This window comes from Streptomyces sp. LS-MS-L19 (assembly GCF_058382285.1).
This window is the reverse complement of the sequence record NZ_JBYCLL010000001.1, coordinates 2,967,603-2,992,510: the sequence shown is the minus strand read 5'-3', so window position 1 is coordinate 2,992,510 and position 24,908 is coordinate 2,967,603. Positions and strand designations below refer to the sequence as shown.

The window sequence follows — 24,908 nt, the reverse complement described above, 5'->3', positions numbered from 1 at the left end:
GGCCGTATTTCTGTATGTCTGCACCGCTCCCCATCGTGTACCTCGGGGGGCCAAACGTCATCTCTACTCCGGGGTAACCCGAGGCCCTGTACCCGGGTATGGTTCCCAAACACGCAAAGGGGGCAGAAAGGTGTGGCATGCATCACGAGCCCACCGCGATGATGTGACTGGAGTTGCGGTGAGACGTTCCGGAACGTCACCGTTTCGGCGGTCTGAAACGCCGGGTACTTGCGCGATCCGCCCCGCCCGTGTGGACTACGGCCATTGCTTCGCGCACGCGCGTGGCTGAGACTCCCCCAGAGCCCGAGCGGCCTGGGGGGACCCATTCGAAGACAAGATCAGGAGGCACCCCGTGAGCGCGACCGCGGACCACGCGGAGACGAGCCCTGCCGTGAGGCTGGGGTTCCAGCCCGAGCAGGTGGTCCAGGAGATCGGCTACGACGACGACGTAGACCAGGAACTCCGCGAGGCCATCGAGCAGGTCATCGGCAGCGACCTTGTGGACGAGGACTACGACGACGTCGCCGATGCCGTGGTGCTCTGGTTCCGTGACGAGGACGGTGACCTGACCGACGTACTGGTGGACGCCACCACGTACATCGAGGAGGGTGGCTCGATCCTGCTGCTGACGCCGAAGACCGGCCGGGACGGCTACGTGGAGCCGAGCGACATCTCCGAAGCCGCGACGACGGCGGGCCTGTCCGCCTCCAAGAGCGTCAGCGTGGGCAAGGACTGGAGCGGCAGCCGGCTGGTGACGCCCAAGGCGGCCAAGTCCAAGAAGTAGCCCCGTGGGACCGGACGGGCCGGTGTGACCGGCCCGTCCGCTTCCGTGCGGTGATCGCTGCGTAGGGTGGTTCCGTCACTCGAACAGCTCCCGAAGGGACATCCACGCGATGGCGATCCAGGTCGGCGACAAGGCCCCCGACTTCGAGCTCAAGGACAACCACGGGCGGACCGTGAGGCTGTCCGACTTCCGTGGCAGCAAGAACGTCGTACTGCTCTTCTACCCCTTCGCCTTCACCGGCGTGTGCACCGGTGAGCTGTGCGAGCTGCGTGACAACCTTCCGCAGTTCTCCGACCGCGACACCCAGCTGCTCGCCGTCTCCAACGACTCCATCCACACCCTGCGCGTCTTCGCCGAGCAGGAGGGCCTGGAGTACCCGCTGCTCAGCGACTTCTGGCCGCACGGCGAGGTCTCCCGCGCCTACGACGTCTTCGCCGAGGACAAGGGCTGCGCGGTGCGCGGCACCTTCGTCATCGACAAGGAGGGCGTGGTCCGCTGGACCGTCGTGAACGCCCTGCCGGACGCCCGGGACCTCAACGAGTACGTGAAGGCGCTCGACACCCTGTGATTGTTCGCCTCCAAGGACTGCGTGGGGCGGGAACCCGTCACTAGGATCGAATCGTTGATCCGGCAGCATCTCAAACAGCAAACCTATGGAGGACTCGTGGGAGTCAGCCTCAGCAAGGGCGGCAACGTATCGCTGACCAAGGAGGCCCCGGGCCTGACCGCGGTCATCGTCGGTCTGGGGTGGGACGTCCGCACCACGACCGGCACCGACTTCGACCTGGACGCCAGCGCACTGCTGCTGAACGCGGCGGGCAAGGTCGCCAGCGACGCCAACTTCGTCTTCTTCAACAACCTCAAGAGCGCGGACGGCTCGGTCGAGCACACCGGCGACAACCTCACCGGTGAGGGCGAGGGCGACGACGAGCAGATCAAGGTCAACCTCGCCGGTGTCCCGGCCGACGTCGACAAGATCGTCTTCCCGGTCTCGATCTACGACGCCGAGAACCGTCAGCAGTCCTTCGGCCAGGTGCGCAACGCGTTCATCCGCGTCGTCAACCAGGCCGGCGGCGCCGAGATCGCCCGCTACGACCTCTCCGAGGACGCGTCCACGGAGACCGCCATGGTCTTCGGCGAGCTCTACCGCAACGGCGCGGAGTGGAAGTTCCGCGCCATCGGCCAGGGCTACGCCTCGGGCCTGCGCGGTATCGCCCAGGACTTCGGCGTCAACGTCTGAGGACCCCTGCCCCGCCGGGCAGGCCCTCGGACCCGCTCGAAGGTCGTCCCGTCCGGCGTCGCACGGTTTGCGTGCGGCGCCGGACGCGCAGGTACAGCACAGCAGCACTCTCGGGGAGGGACAGCACATGGGCGTCACGCTCGCCAAGGGAGGAAACGTCTCCCTGTCCAAGGCCGCACCCAACCTCACCCAGGTGATGGTCGGGCTCGGCTGGGACGCGCGCTCCACCACCGGAGCCGACTTCGACCTCGACGCCAGCGCCCTCATGTGCGCGGGTGGGCGGGTCCTGGGCGACGACTACTTCATCTTCTACAACCAGCTCAAGAGCCCGGACGGCTCGGTCGAGCACACCGGCGACAACCTCACCGGTGAGGGCGAGGGCGACGACGAGTCGATCCTGATCGACCTCTCCAAGGTGCCGGCGGGCTGCGACAAGATCGTCTTCCCGGTCTCGATCCATGACGCCGACAACCGCGGCCAGACCTTCGGCCAGGTCAGCAACGCCTTCATCCGTGTGGTCAACCAGGCCGACGGCCAGGAACTGGCCCGCTACGACCTCTCCGAGGACGCCTCCACCGAGACCGCGATGATCTTCGGCGAGGTCTACCGCTACCAGGGCGAGTGGAAGTTCAGGGCTGTGGGGCAGGGGTACGCGTCGGGCCTCAGGGGCATCGCCCTGGACTTCGGGGTCAACGTCTCATAACGCGATATGAGCAAAATCCGGGGCCGGGTGGGGCGCCGAGGGTGCCGGACTACACTTCGCTTCAAAGTTTCGTAAAGCCGAGTGCGGCACGGGGGAGCCCCGTACACGTACGGATTGGGTAGCCAGTGGTTCTCAAAACCTTCGGCTGGTCGTTCGCGGTCACCGCGCTCGGCCTGGTCGCCGCCGTCTTCTACGGGGGGTGGGAGGGCTTCGGCGTCGTGGCGATCCTCTCCATCCTCGAGATCTCGCTGTCGTTCGACAACGCGGTGGTCAACGCCGGAATCCTGAAGAAGATGAACGCCTTCTGGCAGAAGATCTTCCTCACCATCGGCGTCCTGATCGCCGTGTTCGGCATGCGGCTGGTCTTCCCCGTCGTGATCGTCGCGATCAGCGCCAAGATGGGGCCCATCGAGGCGGTCGACCTCGCCCTCAACAACAAGGACCACTACCAGGAACTGGTCACCGACGCGCACCCGGCGATCGCCGCGTTCGGTGGCATGTTCCTGCTGATGATCTTCCTGGACTTCATCTTCGAGGACCGGGACATCCAGTGGCTGCGCTGGATCGAGCGCCCGCTGGCCAAGCTCGGCAAGGTCGACATGCTGTCGGTCTGCATCGCCCTGGTCGTCCTGCTGATCACCGCGTTCACCTTCGCCACCCACGCCCACCAGCACGGCGGCGCGCATGTCGACAAGGCGCAGACCGTCCTGATCTCCGGTATCGCGGGCCTGATCACCTACATGGTCGTCGGCGGCCTCTCCGGCTACTTCGAGGACAAGCTCGAAGAGGAGGAGGAACGCGAGCACGAGGAGGAGGAACGCGCCGAGCGCGAGGGCAAGCCCAAGTCGGCCGTCGTGATGGCCGGCAAGGCCGCGTTCTTCATGTTCCTGTACCTGGAGGTCCTCGACGCCTCCTTCTCCTTCGACGGTGTGATCGGCGCGTTCGCCATCACCAACGACATCGTCCTGATGGCACTGGGCCTCGGCATCGGCGCCATGTACGTCCGGTCGCTCACCGTCTACCTGGTCCGCCAGGGCACCCTCGACGACTACGTCTACCTGGAGCACGGCGCCCACTACGCGATCGGCGCCCTCGCGGTGATCCTCATGGTCACCATCCAGTACGAGATCAACGAGATCATCACCGGCCTGGTCGGGGTGGTCCTGATCGGCTGGTCCTTCTGGTCCTCGGTGCGCCGCAACAGGGCGCTGGCGGCCGCGGAGGGAAAAGACCAGGGCTCGGACGAGAAGACTGAGGTCTCGTCCGGGGTGTGACACCCTTCCTGGTGAGGAACGCTCTGAGCGGGGCGGCCGGCCTCCGGCCGCCCCGCCGGTTTTCCTGGTGACGCCGGTTTTCCAAAGCGAGCGTGGGGGCGGGAATGGGCTTCTTGGACGGACTCCGGGGCGGCCGCGAGGTCGACTTCGACTCCGGCAGCGCGGCCAGCAACGCGATCGAACTGACCAAGCGGCACAACAGGGTCTCGCTCACCAAGCAGGGAGCGGCGACCGGCAACCTCCGCATCAACCTGACCTGGCGGATGCGGACCTCCGACATCGGCGGATCACAGCGGGAGTCGCTGCTGAGGCACCCCTTCAAGGCGCTCAAGCCGCCGGAGGTCCTCGGGCACAGCCAGTCCATGGTCAACGTCGACCTCGACCTGGGCTGCCTGTACGAGCTGGCCGACGGCACGAAGGGGGTCGTACAGCCGCTCGGCGGGCTGCTCGGGGACGTCAACGCGCCGCCGTACGTGAAGCTCAGCGGGGACGACCGGTTCGGGTCGGCGTCCGGCGAGACGATGTACGTCAACCTCGATCACCGGGAGCAGATCAAGCGGCTGCTGGTCTTCGTGTACATCTACGACCAGACGCCGGCGTTCGACCGTACGCACGCGATCGTGACGCTGTACCCGAGCAACGGGCCGCGGATCGAGATAGGCCTCGACGAGCGGCACCCCCAGGCCCGGTCGTGTGCGGTGGTGATGATCGAGAACGTCAAGGGCGAGCTGGTCGTACGGCGTGAGGTGCAGTTCGTGTACGGGTTCCAGGGGGAGCTGGACCGGTTGTACGGGTGGGGGTTGCAGTGGGGGCGGGGCTACAAGGCGAAGGCGGATCGGTGAGTTTCGCCTGAGAGCTCGGGGGGTTCTGTCGGTTGGCGGCTGCGGGTCGTCTGTGGCTGATCGCGCCCACGCGGCGGAGCCGCACATCGATACAGTCCCGCGCCCGTTTGGGGCGCCACCCTTACCGTCCGATGAACTGTGGCCCCTGCGGGGGCATCCGGAACTCGCCCGCCGCGACCGGCACCGGGGCCACGGGCTGCGGGTAGCCGTAGCCCGAGGCCGGGACCGTCGCCGGCGGGGTCGTCGGCTGGGGGTAGCCGTAGGCCGGCTGGGTCGGGACCGAGGTGGCCGACTGGGCCGGCTGCTCCGGGGGGAGCGGGAACGACGTGGGCTCGGGCTGGGGCGCGGGGTCCTCGGGGTCCGACTCGTCGACCGTGATGCCGAAGTCCGTGGCCAGGCCCTGGAGGCCGTCCGCGTAGCCCTCGCCCGTGGCGCGGAACTTCCAGCCCTCGCCGCGGCGGTACAGCTCGCCGCAGATCATGGCCGTCTCCTGGCCCGTCGCCGGTTTGATGTCGAAGCAGGCCAGCGGCGCCCCGTCGGCGACCGCGGCGTCGTACAGCAGGATGCGCAGGTCCTGTACCCGGTCGAAGGTGGCGCCGTCCGCCGAGGCGACCAGGAGAATCTGGCTGACGTCGGCCTCGACACCGCTCAGATCTGTCTGGATCGTGTCGGTGGGGCCCTCGGCGAGACGCTTCTTGCCGAGCAGCCAGACCTTGCCGGAAGGATGGCGGGGCTGGTTGTAGAAGACGAAGTCCTCGTCGGACCGCACGCGGCCGTCGGGGCCGAGGAGCAGTGCCGAGGCGTCGACGGGCGGAACCCCCTGCCCAGGCGCCCAGCGCAGCACAGCGCGTACCGTGGTGGCATCCAGCGGGACGTTCGACCCCTTCAGCATGGCGTGCGTCATGCGGTCATCCTGCCCTCTCGGTCCTGGTCACGACAACGCGGGGGTGGGGAACAGCGGTTCATGTCGTACCGCTGTCCAGCGGGCTGTGTTCGTCTGCGTTACCTGAAATTCATGCCCAATGGGAACCTGGGACATGGGTACCTACGTACTATTACCGGCCACCTGTGAGCCGTTCACAGGCGGCACAACTGCCACGGGGGAGTCATATGCGTCATTTCGGGCACATTGCCCCTGAGGTGCGTCAGCGCCTCTTCCACCAGGAGCCCTGCGAGTTCACCGCGGACTCCCCGGCCCGGCTGCTCTCCGCGGCCCTGGGCGCCACGCTCTACAGTCCGGCCACCCGGCCGCGGCTCGCCGACGACATCGTCAAACAGGCAGGGCTCGGCGTGGTCTCGATGGTGCTGTGCCTGGAGGACTCGATCGGTGACGAGGACGTCGCCGCGGGCGAGGAGAACCTCGTCCGGCAGCTCACCGACCTCGCGGAGCGCGCGGTGGACCTGCCGCTGCTCTTCATCCGGGTCCGTTTCCCCGAGCAGATCCCCGATCTCGTACGACGCCTCGGTCCCGCGGTCCGCCTGCTGTCCGGATTCGTGCTCCCGAAGTTCACCGAGGAGCGCGGCATCCCCTTCCTGGAGGCCCTCTCCGTCGCCGAGGCCGCGAGCGGCCACCGGCTCTTCGCCATGCCCGTGCTGGAGTCGCCGGAGCTGCTCTACCGCGAGACGCGCGTGGAGACCCTGGAGGGCATCGCGCGCGCGGTCGACAAGTACCGCGACCGGGTCCTCGCGCTGCGTCTCGGCGTCACCGACTTCTGCTCCTCCTACGGCCTGCGCCGCGCCCCCGACATGACCGCGTGGGACGTCCAGATCGTCGCCTCCGTGATCGCCGACGTGGTCAACATGCTGGGCCGCGCCGACGGCACCGGCTTCACCGTCACCGGGCCGGTCTGGGAGTACTTCCGGGTCCAGGAGCGCATGTTCAAGCCCCAGCTGCGCCGCAGCCCCTTCCTGGAGGGACAGGCCGAGGAACTGCGCGAGGCCCTCATCGAGCACGCCATGGACGGCCTGCTCCGCGAGATCACCCTCGACCAGGCCAACGGACTGCTCGGCAAGACCTGCATCCACCCCTCCCACGTGCTGCCCGTCCACGCACTGTCCGTGGTCAGTCACGAGGAGTTCAGCGACGCACAGGACATCCTGCGGCCGGAGCGCGGTGGCGGCGGGGTGCTCAGGTCGCAGTACACGAACAAGATGAACGAAGTGAAGCCGCATCGCGCCTGGGCCGAGCGGACCCTGCTGCGCGCCGAGGTCTTCGGCGTGGCCAACGAGGACATCGGCTTCGTGGAGCTGCTCGCCGCCGGAATAACCAGCTGATCATTCGTGGCATTCGTGGACACCAAGGGACGCATGAACAAGGCAGTGAACGACCGGACGCAGGACGAGGTCTGGTCGGGGACCTGGGTCGCCGACCGGCTCGGCGTCGAACTCGTGGGCGACAGCCGACTGACCGACCTGCTGGGCCTCGCCCTCAGGCGCAACCCCAAGCGGGCCCACCTGCTGGTCTCCAACGTCCTCGGCAAACACGTCCCGCAGTCCCCGGCGGTGGTCTACGGCCAGGGATTCGCCCTGGGCCGCCGGGTCCGTGACCTGCTGGGAGACGGGGAGGCGGCCCGAGCGGTGGTCCTGGGCTACGCGGAGACGGCCACGGGGCTCGGCCACTCGGTCGCTGACGGCCTCGCCCTCGCCCCCTACCTCCACTCCACCCGCCGCCCCGTCCCCGGAGTCACTCCCGCGGGCGGCTTCGAGGAATCCCACTCCCACGCCACGAGCCACCTCCTGCTCCCCGAGAACCCGGCCCTGCTGGCCGGCGACGGCCCCCTGGTCCTCGTGGACGACGAGTTCTCCACGGGCAACACGGTCCTGAACACGATCAGAGACCTCCACGAGCGGTATCCCCGGGACCGGTACGTGGTGGTGGCCCTGGTGGACATGCGGTCGGAGGGGGACGCGGGGCGGCTGTCCGATTTCGCCGGGGAGATCGGCGCGAGGGTGGACCTGGTGGCAGCGGCATCGGGCACCGTAAGGCTGCCGGAGGACGTGCTGGAGAAGGGCCAGGACCTTGTGACGAGGTTCGAGTCAGACGCCCTGGGGGCGCGGGGAACTGCGCGACCAGCCCCCACAGCCCCGCACCCGGCATACAACCGTGTGGACCTCTTCTGGCCCCGGGACCTCCCCGACGGCGGCCGCCACGGATTCACTCCGCACCACCGAATACGCCTCGAATCCGAACTCCCCGCGATGGCCGCCCGCCTGGCAGAAGCCCTCCCACGAGACGCGCACCGCGTGCACATCCTCGGCTTCGAAGAGCTGATGTACGCCCCGCTGAGGCTCGCCCGTGAACTGGAGCAGGTCATCGATGCCGAGGTGCGGTACTCGACGACCACCCGCTCACCCGTCCTCGCCGTGGACGACCCCGGATACGCCATCCGCACCCGCCTCACCTTCCCCGCCCATGACAACCCGGCCGACGGCCCCGGCGACCGCTACGCCTACAACGTCGCCGGCGCCCGCTTCGACGCCGTGGTCGCGGTGGTCGACGACACCGCCGACACCCCCGAACTCCACGCCCCGGACGGCCTGTTGGCGCAGCTGGCCGCGCACATCCCGCACGTGGTCCTCGCCGTGATCCCCAGCTACACCCCCGAAAGGCCCGCCATGCTCCCCGAGCCCCTCCGCGGCCCCGCCTTCTCCTCCTACGCGCCCGAAGAGGTCGGCTGGCTGCTCCAGGATCTCTCGGACGTCACCCTGGAGGCGCCGACCGAGGAGCGCGAGGAGGCCATCCAGAGCGGCGGCGCGCACTACGCGGAGTCGCTGCCCGTGGAGTACCAGCCGAGCGAGCAGTACCAGGAGCTGTTCCAGGCGGCCCTGAAGGAGTCCTCCGCGAGGCTCGCCCAGGCCGTCGGCGCCGTCACGGAGATCGTGTTGCAGGAGCGCTCACCGCGCCCCGTCCTCGTCTCCCTGGCCCGCGCCGGCACCCCGGTCGGCGTCCTGATGCGCCGCTGGGCCCAGTTCCGGCACGGCCTCGAACTGCCGCACTACGCCGTCTCGATCGTCCGCGGCCGCGGTATCGACGCCAACGCCCTGCGCTGGCTGGCCGCCCACCACGACCCCGCCGACGTGGTGTTCGTGGACGGCTGGACCGGCAAGGGCGCGATCACCCGCGAACTGGCGGAAGCGGTCAAGGAGTTCGAGGCCGAGGGCGGTCCCGCCGGCTTCGACCCGGAGATCGCCGTACTCGCCGACCCCGGTTCCTGTGTGCGGACGTACGGCACCCGTGAGGACTTCCTCATCCCGTCCGCCTGCCTCAACTCCACGGTGTCCGGCCTGATTTCGCGTACGGTCCTGCGCGCGGACCTGGTCGGCCCGCACGACTTCCACGGCGCGAAGTTCTACCGCGAACTCGCGGGCGTGGACGTGTCGGTGGACTTCCTGGACGCCGTGGCCGCCTGTTTCCCGGAGGTCGTGGACGCCGTTGACTCCACCGTGAAGGAACTGCTGGCCGGCGATCGCGAGCCGACCTGGGAGGGCTGGGCGGCCGTCGAACGCATCAGTGAGGAGTACGGCATCCACGACGTCAACCTCGTCAAGCCGGGCGTCGGCGAGACCACCCGGGTGCTGCTGCGCCGGGTGCCCTGGAAGATCCTGGCGCGGGCCGGGGCCGGCGCCGACCTGGACCATGTGCGCCTGTTGGCCGAACAGAGAGGTGTTCCCGTGGAAGAGGTCGCCGAACTCCCGTACACCTGCGTGGGGTTGATCCACCCCAAGTACACGCGGGGCGCGACCGGCGCCGACGGCCGGACGGTGGCCCTCTGATGCCGACTCAGGCCCAGCCCCAGGCTCCGGTGCTCGTCGCGAGCGACCTCGACCGCACGCTCATCTACTCCGCCGCCGCCCTCGCGCTGACCATGCCGGACGCGCGGGCGCCCCGGCTGCTCTGTGTCGAGGTGCACGAGAGCCGACCGCTGTCGTACATGACGGAGACCGCGGCCGGACTGCTCTCCGAACTCGGCGACGCCGCGGTGTTCGTGCCGACGACGACCCGCACCCGCAAGCAGTACCAGCGCATCAACCTCCCCGGCCCCCCGCCTGCTTACGCGATCTGCGCCAACGGCGGTCATCTGCTGGTCGACGGCGTCACCGACCCCGACTGGCACGCCCGGGTCACCGCCCGCCTCGCCGACGAGTGCGCCCCGCTGGCCGAGATCAGCGCGCACCTCCAGGTGACGGCCGACCCGCTGTGGGTGCGCAAGCACCGGATCGCCGAGGACCTCTTCGCCTACCTCGTCGTCGAGCGCGAACTGCTGCCCGAGGACTGGGTGAAGGAGTTCGCGGTGTGGGCCGAGGACCGCGGCTGGACGGTGTCCCTCCAGGGCCGCAAGATCTACGCCGTCCCCAAGCCGCTCACCAAGAGCGCGGCCGTGCGCGAGGTGGCCCGGCGGACCGGGGCCACCTGGACGCTGGCCGCGGGCGACTCCCTGCTCGACGCCGACCTGCTGCTGGCCGCCGACCGGGGCTGGCGGCCGGGGCACGGGGAGCTGGCCGAGGCCGGCTGGACCGCTCCGGCGATCAGCGCCCTGCCCGAGAGGGGCGTGCTGGCGGGGGAGCGGATCCTTCGGGAGTTCCTGAAGGCGTCCCGTCCGTAGCGGGCTCGGGCCGCCGCCGCAGTCGTACGACGACGAAGACCGCGACCGCGACGGCGGCGGCCACCAGGACGACCTTCGAGTACGCGGACACCACGTCGGTGACCTGGGTCCAGTTGGCGCCCAGGGCGTGGCCCGCGAGGACGAACGCCGTGTTCCACAGGGCGCTGCCGAGCGTGGTCAGCGCCAGGAACACCGGCAGCGGCATGCGTTCGACGCCGGCCGGGACGGAGACGAGGCTGCGGAAGACCGGGATCATGCGGCCGAAGAACACCGCCTTGGTGCCGTGCCGCAGGAACCAGGCCTCGGTGCGTTCGATGTCGGCGGTCTTGACGAGCGGCAGCCGGGCCGCGAGTGCCACCGTGCGGTCCCGGCCGAGGAGCGCGCCGACGCCGTAGAGCGCGAGGGCGCCGACCACCGAGCCCGCCGTCGTCCACAGCAGCACGGCGAGCAGGCTCAGCTCGCCGGTGCTCGCCGCGAAGCCCGCGAGCGGCAGGATCGCCTCGCTCGGGATGGGCGGGAAGAGGTTCTCCAGGGCGATGGCCACCCCGGCGCCGGGCGCGCCCAGCGTGTCCATGAGGCCGTTGACCCACTCGATGGCTGACATGGGCCCACGCTAGGGAAGCGGACCTGAAGGCAACCTGAAGTCAGCCGCAGCAGCCTCCGCCGCAGCAGCCACCGCCACCGCCGCCCTGGGGCGCGGGAGCGGACGCGGCGGTCGAGGTGCCGCCCACCGCCACCGTCGACAGCAGCTTCACGGTGTCGTCGTGGCCGGCCGGGCAGTCGGCGGGGGCCGAGGACTCGGCCATGGGGCGGCTGACTTCGAAGGTGTCGCCGCAGGTCCGGCAGCGGTATTCGTAGCGAGGCATGAGCACAGGTTAACCGGCGCCCCGTCAGGCATGTCCGGACTACCCGGGACGCCGGTCCGTCGGCATCCCGTGCTGCGCCGGGCGGCCCCCTCGTGTCGTCCGATGCGCGGAACGGCCGGGAAGCGGACATCCTCTGAGGTCTTTTCGGCAAAACCTAGGGATTCGAGATGTTTCGTGACGTTCGCACCCCCACCCGAGGAGATGCCCGATGGTCCACAGACACGCTTCGGCCGGCTGTGCCGCATTGACGGTGCTCGGCGCGCTCGTGCTCGCGGGACTGCCCGCGGCCGCGGCCGCCGGACCCCCCACGCCCGCACCGGAGGTCTCCGCGGCCGAGACTCTCGGCGCGGGCGATCCCTCGCCCGCGGTCCTGCGGGCGATGGAGCGTGATCTGAGCCTGACCGAGGCGCAGGCGAAGACCCGCCTGGTGAACGAGGCCGAGGCGGGCACACGCGCCGGCCGGCTCCAGAACGCGCTGGGCAAGCGTTTCGCCGGGGCGTGGGTCAGCGGCGCCACGTCCGCCGAGCTGACGGTCGCCTCCACCGACATCGCGGACACCCCGGCCATCGAGGCCGGTGGCGCGCGGGCCCTGGTCGTCACGACCCCGCTGGAGGAGCTGAGGGCCGCCAAGGCCAAGCTGGACGGTGCCGTGACCGGCAAGGCCCTCGACACACCGGTCCGGTACGTCGACGTACGCACCAACCGGGTCACGGTGCAGGCGACGAGCCGCGCCGCCGCGGACACGCTGGTCGAGGCCGCCGGCGTCGACAGCGCGCTCGTGGACGTCAAGGTCTCGGCCGACCAGCCCCGCGCGCTGTACGACATCAAGGGCGGCGACGCCTTCTACATCGACGGCACGGCCCGCTGCTCCGTGGGATTCGGTGTCACCAAGGGCGACCAGCAGGGCTTCGCCACGGCCGGCCACTGCGGTAAGGCGGGCGCGACGACCACCGGGTACAACCAGGTCGCCCAGGGCACCTTCCAGGCGTCCGTCTTCCCCGGACAGGACATGTCCTGGGTGGGGGTCAACTCCGACTGGACCGCGACGCCCGCCGTCAAGGGCGAGGGCGGCCAGGACGTGCAGACCGCCGGCTCGGTGCAGGCCCTGGCGGGTGCCGCGGTGTGCCGCTCGGGATCCACCACGGGCTGGCACTGCGGCACGATCGAGCAGCACGACACGAGCGTCAGCTATGCCGAGGGGACCGTCGACGGCGTGACCCGGACGACCGTGTGCGCGGAGCCGGGCGACTCCGGCGGTTCCTACATCTCCGGCGTCCAGGCCCAGGGCGTCACGTCCGGCGGCTCCGGCGACTGCACGAGCGGCGGCACGACCTTCTACCAGCCGATCAACCCGCTGCTCAGCACCTACGGCCTGACGCTCAGGACCAGCAGCGCCGAGAGCGGCACGCCCGCCCCCGAGGACGGCGGCTCCTCGGACGGCTGGGTCGCGGGCCGGGTGTACGAGGTCGGAGCGCGGGTGACCCACGACGGCCTCTCCTACGAGTGCCTTCAGGCCCACCAGGCGCAGACCGTCTGGCAGCCGGCGCTTGCTCCGGGGCTGTGGCAGCTGGTCTGAGGACGGGCCGGGGCAGGCGGGTGGGCGGCCGAGGCCCGGCCGTCCTCCCGCCGTGAGTGTCAGAGCTCGGCCAGCAGGGCGTACGCCGTCGGCACGAAGGCGTCGCGGGCGCGGAAGCGGCGGGTGCATAGGGCGGCCAGCGCCGCGCCGGTGTCGGGCCGGAAGCCCAGGAAGGCCTGCTGACCGAGGGTCGCGCCCCCGTGGAAGTACATCGGGCCGCGCTCCGTGGGGTGCTGGAACCAGGCCATGGTGTGCACGTGCCGGTGCCCGATCCCACGCCGGAGCACCGGGCGGCGGACCGTGCGCAGCGCACCGGCCAGAGGCCGGTCCGACGGATCCAGGTGCGCTTCGAGGAACGTGAGCAGGTCGTCAGGGGCGGCCCGGACGGCACCGGCCGCCTGGAAGCCGCCCACGGCCAGCGGGGGCACGGGCGTCGTCCCGTCCTTGCGGTGTCCGGTGGCGTCGGTGTCCGGTCCGCCGGGGGTGAGCGCGGCGCCGTTCAGCCCCAGGGGGCGCAGCACGTGACCGGTGAGCAGGTCGTCCCACGGGGTGCCGGTCGCCGCCGTCAGGGCGTGCCCGAGCACGGCGACACCGAAGTTGGAGTAGTGCCAGCGGGTGCCGGGCCGGTGGTGCGGCCGGTGGCGCAGGAAGGCGTCGATCACGCGCTCGGCCGGATAGCGGGCGTAGGGGTTGGTGCGCCAGGCCGGCAGCGCGCGGACGAAGAAGTCGGCGGGCAGGGCGGGCAGTCCGGCGGTGTGGGTGATCAGATGGGCGAGGGTGACGGGGGTGCCGGGGTCCCCGCCCGAACGCCGGGCCGGGTCCAGCAGGGCGGCGGCCGGCAGGCCCGCGGACAGCGGCCCGGTCCGGGTCAGTTGAGCCAGCAGCAGTCCGGTGAAGGTCTTGGAGGCCGAGCCCAACTCGTAGCGCTGGCGGTGGCGTGGGACGGGCGGGGGCGGTGCGGTGCCGCCGGTGCGCACGGTGCGGTGACCGTGCCGGGAGAGGGCGAAGACCACGTCGGGCGCGTCCACGGCGTCGACGGCCGCGTCGAGCCGCTGCCGCAGGTCCTCGCGGTCTGCCGCGTCGAGCTGCCGCAGGTCCTCGCCGTCCGCCGCGGAGGTGGCCGGCGGGGGGCCGTCGGGTGGGAGCACCTCGGTGAGGTCGGGTGGGAGTGCGCCGGTGAGGCCGACCGGGTCGTCCGGCCAGGGAGCGGGGTGGGTCGGGGGTGCGTCGGTCGTCATGACGGTGTGCGCGCCAGCCGCGTCAGGGCGCGGGAGGTGGCCAGGACGGAGGCGAACGCGGCGACCAGCGTCGGGTGGTAGACGACGTCGAAGACCTCGTCGGGCCCGCCCTCGGGCATCGTGCGTACGGCGGGCATCGCGCCGTCGGGCTGCTGGGCGGCGGCGAAGCCTTCCCAGGCCCGCTCGTCGAACGTGGGGTCCGGCAGGCAGGCGTCCACGACGAGCAGTTCACCGAGCAGGTCCCAGCGGCGCAGATCGAGCCAGTCGTCCAGCCAGACCGGCAGCCAGTGCGCGAGGTAGTCGGCGATCCCGGACGGCAGGCCCTCGGGGTGCTCTCCCCAGTCGGTGAGGTGGAAGACGGTGTGCGTGATGTCGTAGGCGATGTGCCCCTCGACCGTCCAGGGTTCGGGGGAACGGCCCAGCCACGTCGCGCCGATGACGTCCTCCTCCGGCGGCCGGGGCGGCACGCCGAAGCGGCGCTGGAAGGCGGACAGGCCGAGGCGGCGGACCGGCGCCATCTCCAGGGCGTTGAAGCTGTCGAGGCGTTGGTTGAGCCGGAAGGCGCGCTCGGCCTCGGGGCTGCTGTACCCCAGTTCCCAGAACGGCAGATACACCTCGAAGGGGATCGGCGAGAGCGGCTCGACATGCTGGCCGCGCACCAGCATCCGGCCGCCGTCCAGGGTGTGGCGCCAGGCGTGGTCGATCAACTGCCGTGCCAGCATGGCCTGTCGGGACCCGGCGACGCCCTCACGGAACAACACCTTGCAGATGAGGGCCAGTTCACCGACCGGCTTGAAGCGTTCCAGGAAGCCGACCTCCGGATCGACGTCCAACTCCAGCCGGAATCCCTCGCGGTGGGCGTGCAGCCACTCCAGGGCTCCGACGCCGACCTGGTGGATGAGACGCGTGTGGGTCATCCCGGTACCCCCTGTCCGTCGGCTGCGCGCAGCCGGTCGAGGGTCAGCGCGGCGGCGAAGGCCGTCATCAGGGTCGAGTGGTAGCAGTCGAGGAAGGCGGGTGCGGTCGTACGGCTGCCTCGTCCGCCGACCTCGGGGACGGCGCCCGAGTCGTCCTGGGCCACCGCGAGCCGCGCCCAGGACTCCTGGAGCAGGGCACGCTCGGGCGGCCCGGGCAGGCTGCTCGCCACGGCCAGGAGTTCGCAGCCGAGGTCCCACTGCTCGTCCTCCAGGCAGGTGTCGAGCCAGGGCGGGAGCCAGTGCCGCAGGTAGTCCGCGACCGGCGGGGGCACGGCCCGCGGGGTCAGGCCCCAGTCGGTGAGATGGAAGATCACGTGGGTGAGCGTGTAGCCGGCGGCGAGTTCGAAGGTCCACGGCTCCGGCAGCCCGGCGAGCCAGGTGCGTTCGAGCGCCCGACCCATGTCCCCGTGTTCCGGGAGGCCGCTGCGGCGCTCGGAGTTGAGCACGCTCAGGCGGCGGTTGGGTTCCTGCTCCGTCACCTGCCAGCCGCGGGTGCGGGCCACCGTGGCGGTGGCGCTCTCGTAACGGTCGTGGCGCAGGCCCGCCGAGGCGAAGGCCGCGTAGACCTCCAGCGGATACGTGGCGAAGGGTTCGAGGCGCTGCAACTCCACGAACAGGGCGCCCCGCCCGGTCTGTTGCCACGCGAAGGCCAGCAGGTCGGACGCCAGCACGTGGAGCGGGTCGGTCCGTTCGGTGTGCCGCCGTACGCAGACGCACACCTGGGCCAGCTCGCCGAGCGGCTTCCAGGTGGTGTTCACGTCGCCGTGCTCGGCGAGCGCGTCCTCGTCGAGCGCGAAGCCGTCGCGATGGGCGGACACCCACCGCAGCGCGGCCTCGCCCAACTCCCGGACCCCGCGGGCGGGGCGGACCTCGGGGGCCGCCGTCACACCAGCACCCCGGTCCGCATCAGCCGGGCGGCCTGCACCTGGAACGCCACGCGGGCGTCCTCGCCGCCCATCTGCACCACGAACTCCAGCCCGGCGTCCAGCCCCAGGGTGTGCGGCACACCGTCGAGAAGGACCAGCCAGCGGCCCGCTCCGGCCGCCTGGAGCCAGTCGCGGCGGCGGACCGCCCGGACGAATCCCCGGGCCACGTCGACCGGTCGGCCGCGCGCCACGCGGGCCACCGCGCAGTCCTCGCCGGGCAGCGCGAGCGGGGCGAGCACGGCGAGTTGGTGGGTCAGGAACTGCCAGGGGGCGTCCTCGAGCCACTCGGCCCCGGGCTCGGTCCCGTCGTCCGGCCGGCCGTCGAGGCCGGCGTCCAGCCGCGACAGCGCCCGTCTCATCGCCCAGTGGCTCCACACCGAGGTGGGCGGGGCTCCGGCGGGTGGCGGGTAGGCGTGAACTGCCCTGCCGAGCACGGTGAGATCGTCCGGCCCGGGGGGCGCGCAGCGCAGCAGCACGCTCGGCAGGACGACGTCCGCGCCCACCACACGGACGGCGGCGAGGGCCGGGTCGGCGGTCACCTCGGGGCTGTTGCCGACGTCGACCAGGCCTGCGAGCCGGAAGCGGTCTCCGCTCCGAAGAGCGGAGACCAGTTCCGACATGAGGCCCTGCACCGCGCCCGCGAGACGGGTCGAAGCGCCTGACTGCTCCATGCGGGTTCTCCCGTCAGCCCTTCTTCGGCCGTGGCGTCGGAGGCGACAGCAGGAGGTTGCTCGACGAGGACGTCAGAGCGAGCGCCGCGCACTGGCGGCTGTCGCGGTAGAAACCGTCGGCCTCGACGGGGTCGAGAGCCGCTTCGACGTCGATGCCCTGGACCTCGGTGAGGTCGTCGAGCTGGAACTCGGTGGAAGACATACCACCATCTCCTTTTGGAGAGATTTGCGGGTCTAGTTCCATGTCACCGCATTGGGACGATCTATGCAAAAAGGGATGAAATGTCCAATTCGGAGTGCACCGTGCAGAGTGCACGGTGTCGGAGTGCGCGTGTCAGTGCGCGCCGCCGCGCTCCTCGCGGATCTGGGAGACCACCCGCGTCACCGTCTGCCGCACCGCTTCCGTCTCGGTCAGGAAGTGCCAGTAGTCGGGGTGGCGGCCCTCCAGCGTGCCGATCGCCCGGTCCAGGCGGGCCACCGCGTCGTCCAGGGGCCGCGCGTGGCGTGGGTCGGGGGTGGTGCGGCCGGTCATCGCGAGGCGCTGGGCGTCCCGCAGGGCGAAGCGGGTGCGGTCGATCTCCTGTTGGGGGTCCTTCTGCACGGCGTTCAGCCGGCGCAGCCGGTCGCCGGCCGCGGAGACGGCCTCGTCGGTGGTGTTGAGCAGGGCGCGGACCGTGGAGAGCAGCGAGGTCGCGTCCGGCCAGCGCTGCTCGTCGCGTGCGGCCCGGGCCTCGCGGAGCTTCGACTCGGCCTGCCGGACGTTCTCCGCGGCCTGGTCCGGGACGTGCTGGAGGTCCTGCCAGCAGGCGGCGGTGAACCTGCGGCGCAGTTCGCTCAGCACCGGGTCGACCTGGCCCGCACGGGTGGTGAGGGCCTCCGCGCGGGTGCGCAGGGAGACGAGCCGGTGGTCGATCTCCGCGGCCCGCTCCGGCAGCCGCTCGGCCTCCGCCCGGATCGCCCCGGCCTCCCGGGCCACCCGCTCGGCCCGCTCCAGGGTCAGCGGCACGCCGTGCTGCCCGGCGCCCTGGTTGAGCTTGGTCAGCTCCGGGCCGAGGGCGGCCAGCCGGGCGGCGAGGTCGTCCGCCTTCAGCCCCGACTCCCGTACGGCGTCCAGGGCGTTGGAGGCGGCCAGCAGACCCTGCCGGGCGCGCTCCACGGCCGGGGCGAGCCGGGCCAGCTGGGTCTCGGCCTTGCCGAGCAGCGGGCCGAGGCTGTCGCCGAAACGGTCCAGCTCCTTCTTGACGTTGCCGAGGTCGTCCTTGGCCCGGGTGAGCTCGGTCCGCGCGTGGGCGGCGACCGAGGCCTCCAGGTCGTCCCGGTCGAGGTCATGGGCGTCGACCGCCTCGATGTAGCGGTGGCTCGCCTCGTCGATGCGCCCGCTGATCGCCTGGAAGTCGGCGACCGCGCGCCGGGCGGCGGGGGAGTCGTCGACGGCCGTGATGGTCTCTATCGAGATCCGCAGGTCCCGCTGGGCGGTGTCCAGTTCGTAGAACGCGGCCGCGGCGGCGTCCTTCGCGGCCTGCGCCTCGGCCCGCTGGCTCTCCGCCCGCCCGCCGAACCAGCGCCGGGTGCCGCCGCCGGCGAACGCGGCCGGCAGTGCGAGGGCGGCGAGCAGCGGCAGCCCGACCAGGGCGAGGGTGTCCTTGAGCGCCTGGCGGTGCGCGCGCGGCGTCGACGGCGACAAGTGCGGCTGCTTCGGTGTCGCCGTCACATCCCTCTCCCGTGCTGTGTTCCGTCCTGGCGGTGCCCGGTGTCATTCTCCCACCGGTGAAGGACGAACACACGGGCCGATCAGTTCGCGGTTCGCACGGTGACGTTCCCGTCTCCGCTCTCGGCGGACACGACGTGCTCGCTGGAGTCGGAGCGGGGCACGGACACGTCGGCCCCTCCGTCACCGGTCCTGGTGTCCACGCGGTAGGTGGCCTTCGGCAGTGAGACCGTCACGGAGCCGTCGCCGCTGCGGGTCTCCACCCGGTCCGGTACGGCGCGCAGTTCGAGGTGGACCGAGCCGTCGCCGGTGCGGGCGGTCACCCGGCGGGAGGCGACCTCCGCGCGCACCGAGCCGTCACCGGTGTGCAGGTCCAGCGGCCCGCTGGAGTCGGTCACACGCACCGAGCCGTCACCGGTGCGGATGCTCAGCGGCTGGGTGAACCCGCGGGCCCGCACGCTGCCGTCACCGTCCTCGACCTTCACGGCCATGTCCCGGGGCACCTCTATGCGGTGCTTGGCCGCGCAGTCGGCCACGACACCGCTGCACTTCATCCGCAGCTTCAGCCGGTCGTTCTTCATCGACCAGGTCACCTCGGGGTCCTTGCCGACGGCGACGGTCCCCTGGAACCAGCGGGTCACCTCGACCGTGCCCGACTTGTTCGCATCGGTGGTGACGATCTCCAGCGCCGAGTCGTCGGAGTCGACGGTGAGGGTGCGGCCCTGGAGGGTGAAGGACTTGTGGTCGGGGGTCTTGTCGTCCGTGGCGGAGGCACCGCAGGCGGTGGCCCCCGCGACGACGAGCGCGACGACCCCGGCCGCGGCGGCGGCACGTGCGGGAACGGAACGGACCATGACGATCTCCCCCTGAACTGGCCCTGGGCGGGCGGCCGCGGGCACTCCGCGACCCTGCTTCGACCCTAGGGACCGGGGTGGGGGAGGGGGATCCGGGCCGCTCCCGGATCCGGGGTGGGGTTTTCCCCCGGTCCACCCTGAGGGCCGACCCTGATCCCGTCGGGCGTCCGAGTAAGGGTTTGCAGGGCAGGGCCCCCGGCAAGGTAGGCTGTCGACTCGTCTCGGGTGCGTAGCTCAGGGGTAGAGCGCCTGCCTTACAAGCAGGATGTCGGCGGTTCGAAACCGTCCGCGCCCACACCAGGAGAAGACCCCGGCCGATCCCGGCCGGGGTCTTCTCGTGTTCTGCCGCGTTCCTCTCGCCGTCAGTCGGTCTCCGGTGTGCCGGACTCGTGCGCGTGCTTCAGCCGGGAGCGGGCGTCCACGCGGTCCGGCGAGGCCACCTCCGTCCAGAAGCGGTGGGTGGTGACGAAGACCGCGAGTTCGTGTTCGCGCTGCCGGAGCTTCTCCACCTCGGCCTGTTCGTCCGGGGTCCAGCCGGGGGAGGCGGGGCGCTCCACCTTCCGCCAGCCGCTGTCGTCGCTGAAGCCGTCCAGGGGCACGACCGCCCAGGGGAGCCGCTTGAGCAGGGCCGACAGCTCGGCCCGGACCTGATGCAGCTCCTCCTGACCGGCGAGGAGGTCACTCGGGAAGTCATGGGTCGTAGCCACGGCACAATGCTACGCCTGTTCGATTTTGGGTGGCGAGTGTCTTCTGGGGGTTCACGCGAACGGGTGTGCCGCCGGGGCGGAGCGGGCGCGGTAATCCGGGCGAGGCGGGGTAATGGGACGTCGATCAGCCGCTGTTGAGAAGACGATCAGCCCCTGTGGCGGAGGAGCCGAGGATGACCGACGACGCCTATCTGTTCCTGCTCGACGACGCTTCCCTGCCGCTCGGGGTGGCTCCCGCCGCCGTCGGAGAGCTCGCGTGCATGGAGACTCCGGCCGTCCGGGCGTGGCTGGACGCCCAGAAGACCACGCCGACCTCACCGCACCTGCGGCTGCTGCCGCCGGAGGAGAACGCGGCCGTTCCGGAGGGGGCGGAACGCCTGCCCGTGCCGCTCAGCGACGAGGAGCTGAGCCGCGTCCGCCACCTCGCGGGACCGGGGTCGCACGCCGACGTCGAGGAGGAGCTGCTGGCCTACCGCGACTGCGCGGACGGCCGCGACGACCTGATCGGCCGCGCCCTGGCCGCCGGCGTCCCCCCGCACCGCATCGTCGAACTGACCGGAGTGGACCCGGCGACGGTGACGGCGGCGGCGGAAGCCTGACGTCTGGGTGGCCGTCCGGTCTCGGCGACCTGGACCGTCGCCGGGTGTCGGTCACGAGGGTTGCGGTCCGGTGTCGGTCACGGGGGTTGCGGTCCGGTTTCGGTCACCGGATCGGTCCGGTCATGGCTAAGGGATCGCCGCCTGGTCCCGGTCACTCAGGTCGCCATCCGGTCTCGGTCACCGGATCGTTGCTTGGTCCGGGGCACTGGGCTCGCGGTCCAGAGTCGGCCACCCGATCGTCGCCTGGCCCCGGTCACCGGGATCGCTGTCCAGCCGCAGCCCTCGCGGCCGGGTCCGGCCTCAGCCCCCGGCCTGGGCTCTCGCCTCAGCCCCCGCCCGGGTCGCCTCAACTCCCCCAGGGGCCGGTCTCAGTCCCCGGCCCTGTCCCGCTTCAGATCCCGCCCTGGGGCCGGCCTCAGATCCCGCCCTGGGGCCGGCCTCAGCTCCCGTCCACGGGCCGGCCTCAGCTCCCGCCCACGGGCCCGCCTCAGCTCCCGCCCAGGGGCCGGTCTCACCCCCCGGCCCGCCCGGCCCCGAGCCCGCGCTCAGTCCCCCGGGCCCGGGTCCGGGTGGACCGCTGATTCGATGCCCGCTCGGGCCGCTTCCAGTTGGGCGGCGAAGGCGATGCCCAGGAAGAGGGCGACCGCGGTCAGGTTGGCCCACAGGAGCAGGGCGATGAAGGCCGTGAGCGGGCCGTACACCGCACCGAAGGCCCCGCTCTCCTCGACGTACAGCGCGAGCAGCCACGTGGCCGCCACCCACAGCAGCAGATGCACGGCCGAGCCGAAGGCCAGCCAGGTGTAACCGGGCTGCACCCGCCGCGGCGACCAGCGGAAGATCACCGCGGACGCCACCCAGGCCAGCGCCAGCCCCACCGGCACGTCGAGCACGCTCCACCAGCGCGGCCCGCCGCCCTCCTCACCGAGGGTCCGGGCCACCGCGTCGCCCACCGCCTCCCCGGCCACGAGCACGACGAAGCCCAGCACCAGCGGCAGCCCCGCGGCGAGCGCGAGCACGATCCCGCGCGCGTACTTGCGCGGGAAGGGCCGGTCGCGCTCGATGCCGTAGATCCGGTTGGCGCCGCGCTCGATCTGGCCCATCGCCGAGGCGAGGTTCAGCAGCGCGAAGCCGAGGCCCAGCCACAGGGCCAGCGTGCTCCAGACACTGCCGTGCGCGGTGCGCCGCGTCCCCTCGAAGGCCTCCTCGACGATGTCGGCGCTGGCGCCCGGCACGATCCGGCCGAGCGTGAGCTCGATGATCCGGCCCACGCCCTCCGTGTGCACCGAGGTGGCCAGGCCCACCAGCGCCACGGTGCACGGCACCAGCCCGAGCACCACCTGGAAGGCGAGGGCCCGCGCGTTGGTGAAGCCGTCCGCGTACCGGAACCGCGCGAAGGAGTCGGTGAGCAGCCGCAGCCCTCCGTAGTGGCGCAGGGCGGCGAACGCCTCGTCTCCGGAGAGTTCGTCCCCGATCATGTCCCTGGTCTGCGGGACGTGGACGGCGGTACCCATGGCGCTCCTCGTCGTACGGCGGCTCCCAGTGCACCTGCCCCGTGAACCCGGCTTGTCAGCGTCGTCCGCCGAACTCCCACCCGTAGACCTCCACGGACGCGTACCGCTCCCGGGTCAGCACGGCCCGCGCCCGGTCCGGGTCCGCCGCGCGGACCAGGGCCGCCGTGCCCAGCCAGGCGGTCGCGTCGTCGGACAGCAGCGGGCCGTACGCGATCAGGTCGTCCTCGTGGGGCGGTACGGCGAGGTCGGCGGCCTCTCCCGAGCCGAGACCGAGCACCAGGTACCGGTCGTCGCCGGTCCGGCCGCCCGGGAAGTCCCACATGGTGCGGCCCAGCAGGTTCCGCCAGCGGCGCAGCAGCACGTCCCGGTAGGCGCCGGCCTGGTAGTTCGGCTCGTCGAAGGCGAACGCGCGGGCGGCGGCGGGATCGGGCAGGTCGACGATGTGCACACTGCCGGTGAGCGTCTCCCCGTCGGTGGTGAACGTCGGGCCGCGGGCGATCAGTTCGGCCTCGTAGCCGTCCATGTAGGACCAGTGCGCTTCCGTCAGCTCCTCGCGCAAGGGGAGGGAGCCGGGCCGGTCACGGTGGTAGCAGAAGAACTCCATGACCACAGAGCCTCGTCCACCGCGGCCCACGGCTCAACGGCATTACGCGCGCGGTGTGTTCGCCAGCTCCGCGAACATCGGGGCCAGCCGCGGGGCGAGGCCGGGACGGGAACGCTCGACTTCGGCCGAGGCGGCGCCGATCGCGGCGGTCAGGGCGCGATCGAGCTCCGTCGCGGTGAGCGAACGTACGAGAGACCTCTCCAACTCGGCCGAGAGGTCGTCCGGGAGCAGATGGGCGCCCTTCGCGTACGCGTGCGCGTGCCCGAGCCGCAGACAGGCCAGGGTGATCACATGGTCCCGCAGACCGCTGATCCAGTGCTCGGCCTGCCACCAGCGACCACGGTCCACGCACACGCGCGCGTGGAGCGCGTGATGCCACAGGAGACCGATCAGGGTGTCGCCGTCCGGCGCCGCGAAGGGCTCCAGCGTGCGCGGCCGCCCGAAGACCGTCCGCCATTGCGGGCCCCGGGGCCCGAACCCGTCCTCCGGTGCGAACGTCAGGTCGATCTCCAGCCAGCCCGGCAGGAGGAACACCCGGACGACGGCCGCCCCGACCGGCAGGTCCCAGTGGTGCCGGGCACCGAGGTCGTCGTAGAGCCACTCGGTCCACCTGCGCAGGGTCGGGGCGAGGTCGCCGCGGACGGCGAGGACCAGGTCCGTGTCCGACCAGCGGTCGCCCTCCCCGACGGCGTACGAGCCGGTGAAGGCGGCGCCCACGACGGTCTCGTCGGCTTCGGCGCGGGCGAGCAACCGCCATCTGAGACGGTCCCGTTCCTCGACCGTGAACATCACGTCGCCCCACTTCCGTCCAACCATCGTCGCTTCTTTGTCCATGGACCGGCCCGCGGCCGCGCGCGAGGGTCGGTCCATGAGCGCGGATCTCGGGGATTGTGGTGCATGAGCGGGCGACCGGGTCCCGGCGGGTCCCGGCCGGGCTCGTCGCGCTGGCCGTCGGCGGGTTCGGGATCGGGCTGACCGAGTTCCTGATCGCGGGGCTGCTGCCGCAGGTGGCGGCGGATTTCCGGGTCAGCGAAGCGGCGGCGGGGTGGCTGATCTCCGGGTACGCGCTGAGTGTCGCGGTCGGTGCGATCGTCCTGACCGCCGCCACGGCACGGCTGCCCCGCAAGTGGGTACTGGTCGCTCTCGTCGTCCTGTTCGTCGTCGGCAACCTGCTGTCGGCCGTCGCGCCGAGCTACCGCGTGATGCTGCTCGGACGGATCGTCGCGGCCCTGTGCCACGGTTCGTTCTTCGGCATCGGCTCCCTGGTCGCGCGCTCTCTCGTCGCCCCGGGCCGAGGGACCCGCGCGGTGGCCGTCATGTTCGCCGGACTGACGGTCGCCAACGTGCTGGGCGTGCCGTTCGGCGCGTTGGTCGGGGAGCGCTGGGGCTGGCGGGCCGCGTTCTGGGCGGTCACCGCGATCGGCCTGGTCGCGCTCGCGGGGATCGCCGCGTATGTGCCGGTCGGGACCGGGACCGGGGCCGCAGCGGGGTCCGGGGCTGGGGACACGGCGCCGATCCGACCCGCGCCGCCCATGGGACTGTGCACCCAGATCGGCGCGTTCCGGTCCGGGCAGGTGTGGCTGACCCTGGCGGCCACCGCGCTCGGCTACGGCGGGATGTTCGGCGCGTTCAGCTACATCGCCTACACGTTCACCGAGGTCGGCGGCTTCTCCTCGGCGGATGTCCCCTGGCTGCTCATGGTCTACGGCGTCGGCCTGGTCGTCGGGAACCTGCTCGGCGGACGGGCCGCCGACCACGACCGCGACCGCACGCTGGTCCTGGCCCTGACCGGCCTCACCGTCACCCTGACCCTGTTCGGGCTGCTGGCCGCCGACGTCACGGCTTCGGTACTCCTGGTGTTCCTGATGGGGCTGTTCGGGTTCGCCGCCGTACCCGGCATGATCACGCGCGTCACCGACCACGCACAGGGCGCGGTCCTGGCCGCCGGCGCCAACGTGTCGGCCTCCAACCTCGGCAACGCCCTGGGCGCCTGGGCCGGAGGCCTCGCGATCACAGCGGGCCTGGGCTACGCCGCCCCGCTCTACGTCGGCGCGGCCATCGCCCTGACCTCCGTCGCCGTGATGATGGTGGCCGCGCGGCCGGCGAGGCGGGCCGAACGCGAGGAGGAGCACGGTCCGGCCGTACGGCGATGACGTTCGGCGACGGGTCCGGTCCAGCGGGGACGGGCGGGCGCTTCATCCCGTGGCCTCTCGTGCCCGCGGTCG

Annotated in this window: 26 protein-coding genes and 1 tRNA gene; 13 read left to right on the top strand and 14 right to left on the bottom strand. The window is 71.5% G+C overall.

Going from position 1 to position 24,908, the window contains the following annotated elements; translation table 11 throughout:
• Positions 1–352 precede the first annotated feature (352 nt).
• From AC2XR2_RS13205 to AC2XR2_RS13180, 6 genes are all read left to right on the top strand, one after another.
• Entirely contained in the window at positions 353–784 is a 432-nt protein-coding gene (locus AC2XR2_RS13205; protein ID WP_020116104.1) for a DUF3052 domain-containing protein, read from the top strand.
• A gap of 109 nt (positions 785–893) precedes the next feature.
• Positions 894–1,352: a peroxiredoxin gene (locus AC2XR2_RS13200; protein WP_123760457.1), complete on the top strand. Its 459-nt coding sequence runs from the start codon at positions 894–896 to the stop codon at positions 1,350–1,352.
• Positions 1,353–1,448: 96 nt separating this feature from the next.
• On the top strand, positions 1,449–2,024 hold the full coding sequence (locus tag AC2XR2_RS13195; RefSeq protein WP_383546070.1) for a TerD family protein: 576 nt from the start codon (positions 1,449–1,451) through the stop codon (positions 2,022–2,024).
• Positions 2,025–2,151: 127 nt separating this feature from the next.
• Positions 2,152–2,727, top strand: coding sequence for a TerD family protein (locus tag AC2XR2_RS13190; RefSeq protein ID WP_123760455.1), 576 nt, complete (start codon positions 2,152–2,154; stop codon positions 2,725–2,727).
• Positions 2,728–2,852: 125 nt separating this feature from the next.
• Positions 2,853–4,001 (top strand): DUF475 domain-containing protein, encoded by a 1,149-nt coding sequence (locus tag AC2XR2_RS13185; RefSeq protein ID WP_381303240.1) that lies wholly within the window; start codon positions 2,853–2,855, stop codon positions 3,999–4,001.
• A gap of 104 nt (positions 4,002–4,105) precedes the next feature.
• Positions 4,106–4,843 carry a TerD family protein gene (locus AC2XR2_RS13180; RefSeq protein ID WP_123760453.1) on the top strand — a complete coding sequence of 246 codons (738 nt, stop codon included), beginning with the start codon at positions 4,106–4,108 and terminating at the stop codon, positions 4,841–4,843.
• Between the two features lie 121 nt (positions 4,844–4,964).
• Here the strand turns inward: AC2XR2_RS13180 and AC2XR2_RS13175 are convergent, their stop codons facing one another.
• Entirely contained in the window at positions 4,965–5,747 is a 783-nt protein-coding gene (locus AC2XR2_RS13175) for a TerD family protein (protein ID WP_381303237.1), read from the bottom strand.
• Between the two features lie 206 nt (positions 5,748–5,953).
• Between AC2XR2_RS13175 and AC2XR2_RS13170 the strand changes: the two genes are divergently transcribed.
• From AC2XR2_RS13170 to AC2XR2_RS13160, 3 genes are read left to right on the top strand one after another with little or no spacing between them, the layout of a single operon-like run.
• Positions 5,954–7,117, top strand: a complete 1,164-nt coding sequence (locus tag AC2XR2_RS13170; protein ID WP_381303235.1) for an HpcH/HpaI aldolase/citrate lyase family protein — start codon at positions 5,954–5,956, stop codon at positions 7,115–7,117.
• Between the two features lie 33 nt (positions 7,118–7,150).
• Positions 7,151–9,616, top strand: coding sequence for a phosphoribosyltransferase (locus AC2XR2_RS13165; RefSeq protein WP_491515131.1), 2,466 nt, complete (start codon positions 7,151–7,153; stop codon positions 9,614–9,616).
• Positions 9,616–10,446, top strand: coding sequence for an HAD family hydrolase (locus tag AC2XR2_RS13160; protein WP_330267246.1), 831 nt, complete (start codon positions 9,616–9,618; stop codon positions 10,444–10,446). Before AC2XR2_RS13165 ends, AC2XR2_RS13160 begins: the two co-directional genes overlap by 1 nt.
• Here the strand turns inward: AC2XR2_RS13160 and AC2XR2_RS13155 are convergent.
• Both AC2XR2_RS13155 and AC2XR2_RS13150 read right to left on the bottom strand, forming a co-directional pair.
• Complete coding sequence (locus tag AC2XR2_RS13155) at positions 10,370–11,050, bottom strand: DedA family protein (protein ID WP_491515130.1); 681 nt, start codon at positions 11,048–11,050, stop codon at positions 10,370–10,372. The genes AC2XR2_RS13160 and AC2XR2_RS13155 overlap by 77 nt on opposite strands.
• A gap of 40 nt (positions 11,051–11,090) precedes the next feature.
• A complete protein-coding gene (locus AC2XR2_RS13150; protein ID WP_381303229.1) occupies positions 11,091–11,312 on the bottom strand; it encodes an FmdB family zinc ribbon protein in 222 nt (73 codons plus the stop codon).
• A gap of 208 nt (positions 11,313–11,520) precedes the next feature.
• Here AC2XR2_RS13150 and AC2XR2_RS13145 point away from each other — a divergent pair, with 208 nt between their 5' ends.
• A complete protein-coding gene (locus AC2XR2_RS13145) occupies positions 11,521–12,888 on the top strand; it encodes an alpha-lytic protease prodomain-containing protein (RefSeq protein ID WP_491515129.1) in 1,368 nt (455 codons plus the stop codon).
• A 59-nt stretch (positions 12,889–12,947) separates the two neighbouring features.
• Here AC2XR2_RS13145 and AC2XR2_RS13140 read toward each other — a convergent pair whose 3' ends face one another.
• The 7 genes from AC2XR2_RS13140 to AC2XR2_RS13110 all read right to left on the bottom strand — a co-directional run bounded on the left by AC2XR2_RS13140 (position 12,948) and on the right by AC2XR2_RS13110 (position 19,262).
• Positions 12,948–14,126: a serine hydrolase domain-containing protein gene (locus AC2XR2_RS13140; RefSeq protein WP_491515128.1), complete on the bottom strand. Its 1,179-nt coding sequence runs from the start codon at positions 14,124–14,126 to the stop codon at positions 12,948–12,950.
• Positions 14,123–15,043, bottom strand: a complete 921-nt coding sequence (locus AC2XR2_RS13135; protein WP_491515127.1) for a DUF6895 family protein — start codon at positions 15,041–15,043, stop codon at positions 14,123–14,125. The genes AC2XR2_RS13140 and AC2XR2_RS13135 overlap by 4 nt, the downstream gene beginning before the upstream one ends.
• Positions 15,040–15,990, bottom strand: a complete 951-nt coding sequence (locus tag AC2XR2_RS13130; protein ID WP_381303221.1) for a DUF6895 family protein — start codon at positions 15,988–15,990, stop codon at positions 15,040–15,042. Before AC2XR2_RS13130 ends, AC2XR2_RS13135 begins: the two co-directional genes overlap by 4 nt.
• Positions 15,987–16,700, bottom strand: a complete 714-nt coding sequence (locus tag AC2XR2_RS13125) for a hypothetical protein (RefSeq protein ID WP_491515126.1) — start codon at positions 16,698–16,700, stop codon at positions 15,987–15,989. The genes AC2XR2_RS13130 and AC2XR2_RS13125 overlap by 4 nt, the downstream gene beginning before the upstream one ends.
• Positions 16,701–16,713: 13 nt before the next feature.
• Positions 16,714–16,902 (bottom strand): hypothetical protein, encoded by a 189-nt coding sequence (locus tag AC2XR2_RS13120; protein WP_330267254.1) that lies wholly within the window; start codon positions 16,900–16,902, stop codon positions 16,714–16,716.
• Between the two features lie 132 nt (positions 16,903–17,034).
• Positions 17,035–18,411 carry a hypothetical protein gene (locus tag AC2XR2_RS13115; protein ID WP_491515125.1) on the bottom strand — a complete coding sequence of 459 codons (1,377 nt, stop codon included), beginning with the start codon at positions 18,409–18,411 and terminating at the stop codon, positions 17,035–17,037.
• Between the two features lie 80 nt (positions 18,412–18,491).
• On the bottom strand, positions 18,492–19,262 hold the full coding sequence (locus AC2XR2_RS13110) for a DUF4097 family beta strand repeat-containing protein (RefSeq protein ID WP_491515124.1): 771 nt from the start codon (positions 19,260–19,262) through the stop codon (positions 18,492–18,494).
• 223 nt (positions 19,263–19,485) lie between these two features.
• Between AC2XR2_RS13110 and AC2XR2_RS13105 the strand changes: the two genes are divergently transcribed.
• Positions 19,486–19,557, top strand: a tRNA-Val gene (locus AC2XR2_RS13105).
• A 67-nt stretch (positions 19,558–19,624) separates the two neighbouring features.
• Here AC2XR2_RS13105 and AC2XR2_RS13100 read toward each other — a convergent pair.
• Entirely contained in the window at positions 19,625–19,969 is a 345-nt protein-coding gene (locus tag AC2XR2_RS13100) for a DUF8825 domain-containing protein (RefSeq protein WP_381303212.1), read from the bottom strand.
• Positions 19,970–20,142: 173 nt separating this feature from the next.
• On the opposite strand from AC2XR2_RS13100, the gene AC2XR2_RS13095 reads away from it, so the two are divergent.
• Entirely contained in the window at positions 20,143–20,568 is a 426-nt protein-coding gene (locus AC2XR2_RS13095) for a DUF6003 family protein (protein WP_381303210.1), read from the top strand.
• Positions 20,569–21,113: 545 nt separating this feature from the next.
• On the opposite strand, the gene AC2XR2_RS13090 is transcribed toward AC2XR2_RS13095, so the two are convergent.
• The 3 genes from AC2XR2_RS13090 to AC2XR2_RS13080 are packed head-to-tail and all read right to left on the bottom strand — an operon-like array spanning position 21,114 to position 23,499.
• A complete protein-coding gene (locus AC2XR2_RS13090; RefSeq protein WP_330267259.1) occupies positions 21,114–22,079 on the bottom strand; it encodes a YihY/virulence factor BrkB family protein in 966 nt (321 codons plus the stop codon).
• Between the two features lie 55 nt (positions 22,080–22,134).
• Positions 22,135–22,683, bottom strand: coding sequence for a YciI family protein (locus AC2XR2_RS13085; RefSeq protein ID WP_381303206.1), 549 nt, complete (start codon positions 22,681–22,683; stop codon positions 22,135–22,137).
• 42 nt (positions 22,684–22,725) lie between these two features.
• Positions 22,726–23,499 carry a hypothetical protein gene (locus tag AC2XR2_RS13080; RefSeq protein WP_491515123.1) on the bottom strand — a complete coding sequence of 258 codons (774 nt, stop codon included), beginning with the start codon at positions 23,497–23,499 and terminating at the stop codon, positions 22,726–22,728.
• A gap of 77 nt (positions 23,500–23,576) precedes the next feature.
• On the opposite strand from AC2XR2_RS13080, the gene AC2XR2_RS13075 reads away from it, so the two are divergent.
• Entirely contained in the window at positions 23,577–24,836 is a 1,260-nt protein-coding gene (locus tag AC2XR2_RS13075; RefSeq protein ID WP_491515122.1) for an MFS transporter, read from the top strand.
• Positions 24,837–24,908 lie beyond the last annotated feature (72 nt).